8 protein-coding genes are annotated in these 6000 nt (G+C 31.1%); 2 read left to right on the top strand and 6 right to left on the bottom strand.

Features of this window, described 5'->3' with window-relative positions:
* The 4 genes from HMPREF2561_RS10605 to tadA form a co-directional block, all read right to left on the bottom strand.
* On the bottom strand, positions 1-291 hold a 291-nt coding region (locus HMPREF2561_RS10605; RefSeq protein WP_083292432.1), incomplete at its 3' end, for a YSIRK-type signal peptide-containing protein.
* Positions 292-605: 314 nt separating this feature from the next.
* The gene (locus HMPREF2561_RS06545; RefSeq protein ID WP_019835796.1) at positions 606-1172 is read right to left on the bottom strand and encodes an NADPH-dependent FMN reductase; all 567 of its coding nucleotides are present in this window, start codon (positions 1170-1172) and stop codon (positions 606-608) included.
* A 27-nt stretch (positions 1173-1199) separates the two neighbouring features.
* Positions 1200-2066, bottom strand: a complete 867-nt coding sequence (locus HMPREF2561_RS06540; RefSeq protein ID WP_017175353.1) for an HAD family hydrolase — start codon at positions 2064-2066, stop codon at positions 1200-1202.
* 117 nt (positions 2067-2183) lie between these two features.
* Complete coding sequence (gene tadA / locus HMPREF2561_RS06535) at positions 2184-2672, bottom strand: tRNA adenosine(34) deaminase TadA (RefSeq protein WP_017175352.1); 489 nt, start codon at positions 2670-2672, stop codon at positions 2184-2186.
* Positions 2673-2735: 63 nt separating this feature from the next.
* On the opposite strand from tadA, the gene HMPREF2561_RS06530 reads away from it, so the two are divergent.
* Complete coding sequence (locus HMPREF2561_RS06530; RefSeq protein WP_017175351.1) at positions 2736-3353, top strand: deoxynucleoside kinase; 618 nt, start codon at positions 2736-2738, stop codon at positions 3351-3353.
* The gene (locus HMPREF2561_RS06525; protein WP_002449060.1) at positions 3346-4008 is read left to right on the top strand and encodes a deoxynucleoside kinase; all 663 of its coding nucleotides are present in this window, start codon (positions 3346-3348) and stop codon (positions 4006-4008) included. The genes HMPREF2561_RS06530 and HMPREF2561_RS06525 overlap by 8 nt, the downstream gene beginning before the upstream one ends.
* A gap of 144 nt (positions 4009-4152) precedes the next feature.
* On the opposite strand, the gene HMPREF2561_RS06520 is transcribed toward HMPREF2561_RS06525, so the two are convergent.
* Entirely contained in the window at positions 4153-4854 is a 702-nt protein-coding gene (locus HMPREF2561_RS06520; RefSeq protein ID WP_069723755.1) for an HAD family hydrolase, read from the bottom strand.
* Between the two features lie 285 nt (positions 4855-5139).
* Positions 5140-5328: a hypothetical protein gene (locus HMPREF2561_RS06515; RefSeq protein ID WP_019835795.1), complete on the bottom strand. Its 189-nt coding sequence runs from the start codon at positions 5326-5328 to the stop codon at positions 5140-5142.
* Between the last annotated feature and the right edge of the window lie 672 nt (positions 5329-6000).

Raw genomic sequence — 6000 nt, 5'->3', positions numbered from 1 at the left:
TGGCGCTTCTTTTGTTGTTGCTTCTTCTGTTGATGTTGTAGTAGTTTCATTAGATGAGTCAATTTTTTGATTATTTTTGTCATTATCATTCTCTATACTATTTAGAGAAGTATTTTCCATATGATTTTCTTCAGCTGCTTTTGCTTCATCGTCAGCATGACCAAAAATCAAAGTAGCACCAACTAATATTGAAGCTGTTCCTACTGTGAATTTTCTTATGGAGTACTTATTTAACTTATTAGAAATAAAATCCAATCTCTTGTTAATAGGACCTTGTCTTCTTTTACTCATAATTACCTCCTAATAATTAAATTATTCACTTTTAAAATGTAAACTACATATAATATTATATGTAAATACACTTCTAGAATAATGCATTTTATCATTTAACACAATACTTTTAAAAAGTTTTACAATAAAAAAATAAATATTAGGTCATACAATAGATAGGTACCTTTAATCTTTTTAAGTCAATTCACTTGTACAAGTTATAATTAGCTACAAATGATATATAATCTTTCTCGTTAAATAAAAAAAGAGCAACATACGTCGCTCTTTAAACTCGTTTCTTCCTTTATAAATGTGTTTTTTAACATTATTATAATTTATTTTAAATGTTCGTACGGACTGTTATTGACAAATGATACAATTTGATCGACAAATAGTTTTGCGCGTAATTGGAATTCTTCGTCATTTAAATACAGTGTACCGTCTTCTAATTTTGCATAGTCCGAATCGTGTGTTGCAATTTGTGTAGGTACAGCAATTCCTAATAAACTACGAACAATGACACGTAAATGTGAGAGTGGTTCTGAACTTACGATACCGCCACTGTTACCTATTAAGCCCACTGGTTTCATTTTGACATAATCCATATTAATATAATCTAACGCATTTTTTAAAATGCCTGAGTATGAACCATGATAATTTGGCGTACCAAAAATTAGAAAATCCGCTTCCATCGCTTTATCTTGGAACTCTTTTGTATTCGCTTTAATTTCCTCTGTTGAATGTGTTGTTCCTGAAAAATCAAGTTGATTTAATGGTCTTTCAGCTAAATCAAAAATATCTACGTCGACATCATGATTATCGAATTGTCCTGTTAAATATTTAGCTAGTGCATTGGTATGTGAACCTACTTGTGCACTTCCTACTACGATAAGTCCTTTCATTTCGTTCTAACACCTCTTAAATATTATTTATTTCTCTTCAGTTAAAACTTTTATAATTGCTTTACCTACACCACTATGTTCATTGGTATCTGTAACCAATTTAGCTATAGCTTTCACTTCGGGCATCGCATTGTCCATCGCAACAGGATAGCCTACGCGTTCAAGCATGGATACATCGTTTAAATTATCACCTAACGCCATGACATCTTGTAAGTCAATATGAAGTTGATTAGCAATAGTTTCTAATGCAATTCCTTTTTGAGCATCTGAATGCGTAATTTCTAAATTACCACGTGATGATGATGAAACAGCAAGACTTGATATGGCCGATAATTCTTTTCCAATACGTTCAATTTTTTCAAGATCTGGATTAAACGCCAGTACTTTCATTATCAGTTCTCCCGGAATATCTTCAATATCCTTGTAATTATCGACAATTTTGAGTGTCCCGTTATCTATACGTTTTTGAATCCCTGCTTTAATCTTTTCAACATCACCTTGTTGGCCTGCATTTCTTGCAATATCTAAATAGATATCTAAATCACGTGTTGGATCTTCTGTATAAATCCCTCTATTCGTATACACTTGGTAGTACACGTCTTCTCGATCAAGAATCGCTTTAATTCGTTCTACTAATTCATGATTTAAATGAGAGGTATTCATAATATTGAATGATTCATCACGTACTTCTGCACCATTTAAACAAATATAAGGCACTTTTAAATCTGTTTCAGCCATGGGCGTGCTTGCTTCATAAAACGCACGACCCGTTGCAATGACTACTGTAATCCCTTTTGATTGAGCATATTTAATCGCATTAATATTTTCTTCTGAAATTTCATGTGCTGCATTTAACAGTGTCCCATCCATATCTGTTGCAATCAGTTTAATCATGCCGTTACCTCATTTCATTAGCTCAACTTACAGCTATTATATTTTAGAACATACATATTCAGTGAACACAATTACAAAATTTAAATTTGTTTTACCGCTCCTATTTTAACAAATTTATCATCTTTTGTACGGTGATGTGTTTCTTTTAACTTTTTTAGCTCTTAAATCACGGAAAAATTGTCTCAATAAATTGCTACACGCTTCTTCTAACACACCCTGTTCAACAATTGCACGATGATTAAATTGTGGTTGTTGTAGTAAATCCATTAAACTACCACTGCATCCTCCTTTAGGATCCATCGCGCCATATACAACTCGTGGTATACGACTCATTACAACCGTTCCAGCACACATGACACAGGGTTCTAATGTGACATATAATGTACAATCTTCTAAACGCCAACTTCCTATGACTTTAGCTGCCCGTTCTATTGCTAAGTGTTCAGCATGAGCAGTAGGCTGTTGCAGGGTTTCTCTTAAATTATGGGCACGTGAAATAATGTCATTATCTTTAACGATCACTGCTCCGATTGGAACTTCACCAAGCTGTCGAGCCTTTTTCGCTTCTTCAATTGCACATTTCATGTAAAATTCATCATTTGTCATATGTGTCATCCCTTACTTATGATAAAATACTCAATGTCTATTTTAACATTTGGAGATGTAATTATGAATAAACCATTTATTGCAATAGAAGGTCCGATTGGCGTTGGCAAATCGTCTCTTACTCATAAAATTAGCCAAACCTTTAATTATTATGAAGAAAATGAAATCATTAATGAAAACCCCTTTCTTTCTGATTTTTATGATGATATTTCAAAATGGAGTTTTCAAACTGAAATGTTCTTCCTTTGTAATCGTTATAAACAAGCACAAGATATTGCAAAAATTAATCAAGGTGTGGTAAGTGATTACCATATTTATAAAAATAGAATCTTTGCCCGCAATACACTTAACGAATCAGAATTTGATAAATTCAATCGTATTTTCAATATTTTAACTGAAGATCTTGAATTACCTAATATGATCATCTTTTTAGATGCTGATTTAGATGTACTGAAACGTCGTATTGCTAAACGTAACCGTAGCTTTGAACATCAAATTGAAGATAGCTACTTACTTAATTTAAAAAAGGATTATTTATCATTTTATGAAACATTAAAAAACGACGGTGCTAATGTGATTTTAATCGACACTTCTGATTTAGATTTTGTACAAAATGAATCAGATTATCAATTGATTTTAAACCAAATTAAACCCATGATAGGAGATATAAAATATGAATAATTACGGTATCCCTCAAAATGCAATTATTACAATTGCTGGAACGGTAGGCGTAGGAAAATCTACATTAACTCAAGCGCTTGCTGATAAACTCAATTTCAGAACTTCCTTTGAAAATGTAGACCATAACCCCTACTTAGATAAATTCTATAATGATTTTGAACGTTGGAGTTTCCACCTGCAAATTTATTTTTTAGCTGAACGTTTTAAAGAACAAAAACGCATGTTTGAATACGGAGGAGGCTTTATACAAGATCGTTCTATTTATGAAGATGTTGATATCTTCGCAAAAATGCATGAAGAACAAGGAACAATGAGTAAAGAAGATTTTAAAACTTACTCGGAGTTATTTGAAGCAATGGTTATGACACCCTATTTCCCTAAACCAGATGTTTTAATTTATTTAGATTGTGATTATGATGAAGTAATCGACCGTATTCATCAACGTGGCCGCGATATGGAAATGAATACTGATCCGGTATATTGGAAAAAGTTATTTAAACGCTATGAAAATTGGATTAACAATTTTAATGCTTGTCCCGTAGTAAGAGTGAATATTAATGAATATGATATTCATGAAAACCCCGACTCTTTAGATCCAATTATCGACAAAATTGCACATATTATTCAAACATATCGAAATGTAGATCATCGATAAAAAAAGAGAGACAGACTTTACTGTCTCACCTAGGCAAGAAGGACTAGAATTAAACATGGGTGTAAAACCATGTTTAATTCAGTCCTTGGCTGCCAATATGTTATAAATGTAGAAAATAACCATTATACTTTAATCTCTTTTTGTTTAATTATTTTGTGTATACTTTTTTAATACTTCTGGTACACTCACAGCTGTTTCAATCACGTAATCAGCATCCACAAGTTCCTCTTTTTTTGCGATACCACTTAATACACCAATGGCTAAACCTAACTTTGCATTCACTTTAGTCTTCATATCATTATTTGTGTCACCTACGATGGCTACATCTTCCGGTTTAACATCATAATGATCAAAAAGTGGCTTAAGAACTTCAGGATTGGGTTTTTCAGCCGCATGCGCTTCAGTAGAAATGACTAAATCAAACGCATCTTTAGAATGTGTTTCTTCTAAAAATTGTGTCACTCCTTTTTCAGAGTCACTAGTCACAATACCAATTTTATAGCCTTCATATCGTAATGATTGAATCATATCATAAACGCCATCTATCCAGTTATTTTCTGGTTCACGACTATCTACTAATGCTTGACTTGTATCACGCGTCCATTTAGAAACATCTTTTCCTGATTCGTCATTAAACGCATGAACAATTTCATCTAACGATCCTGAACCCATAACAGAATCTGGACTAATCGTATCTTTAACAACGCCTAGTTTGCGAAGCGTTGCTTCTTTATTCGCTACAGGAAATGTCTCTAGGAAACTATTTACCAAGCGTACGCCAATTTTTTCCCAACTATGATCAAATTCGATTAATGTACCATCTTTATCAAATAATATCCATTCCATTTATATATACACTCCTTATTTTGTATTTCATTGTAATATACATTGTTCTTTTAAGTATAGTAAAAGAACTGCTTAGCATATGTTTATAAAAAAAGCCATACCTCTCTAGGTATGACTCAACTAAGAATATATAAAACTAGTTTTGAATAACTTTGGCATTACTATGCCTCAACGGGAATGAGACTATATGTAAGGGAATAGTCTCTAAAAATATCATACATCACTTCATTTTTATTGTCCACAACAAGTTGATATGTATCAACATTTCATTTCATTATATATTTATCATCTTACAGGTGCTATATTAAAAAACTCTACTTTTCCACAGTTTTTGCATTCTGTAATAAATGTTTTAATATTTGATGTTTCAGTATCGTCAGAAACTGGAGAAAATACAAATTTATCTTCATGATATTTAATTTTAGGTGCTATACAACATGTATCACGATGTTTTTTCTTATGAAAATCAGACATTGTTTGAATATTTAGCTTCAGTCATTATCATCACCTCTTATTGAATGTGTTTCAACTTTATCATAAACGATTAAAAATTGTGCACAATTCCTTAATTGTTTACTTTTAATACATAAATGTTAATTCGTTATAATTTAAATTATATATTAAGAAACACGCTTCTTATTTAGTAACTATATCTAAATAAAAAGCGTGCTTTACTAGTATTTAATGAAAATATATATTCAATTCGATTAGGGGGAAACAATTAATTAATTTCTCGGTTCACCATTTACAAGAATACCACTTACTAAATCATATACTTTTTTAATGAAACTAAAGATATCTAACATGGTTTTCATCTCCTTAAATATGTTTACAACTAATAGTTTAGTACATATTTTAATTGATGGGATATTTCTGCCTAAGTTGATATAATTCATGCTAAAATGTCTTGATTTCCCTATTATTTCATATTAAATGTTGCCTAGAAGTCCAAATTATTCATCAAGTTCCCAAAAAAATGAGAAAGATGTATTGAAAAATAACAAAAAATTTGCCTTATTGCTTTTATATCTATAAGTGGTTTAATTAATAGATAATACGGTGATTATAATCTTCACTAAAAAAATATAAAATTCTATAAAATATCTTTGTGATATGCTATTGAGTAATTTTAACAATGATATTCAT

The sequence above is a fragment of the Staphylococcus sp. HMSC069E10 genome (assembly GCF_001809205.1).
GTDB lineage: Bacteria > Bacillota > Bacilli > Staphylococcales > Staphylococcaceae > Staphylococcus > Staphylococcus hominis.
This window is presented reverse-complemented; position numbering and strand designations above follow the sequence as displayed.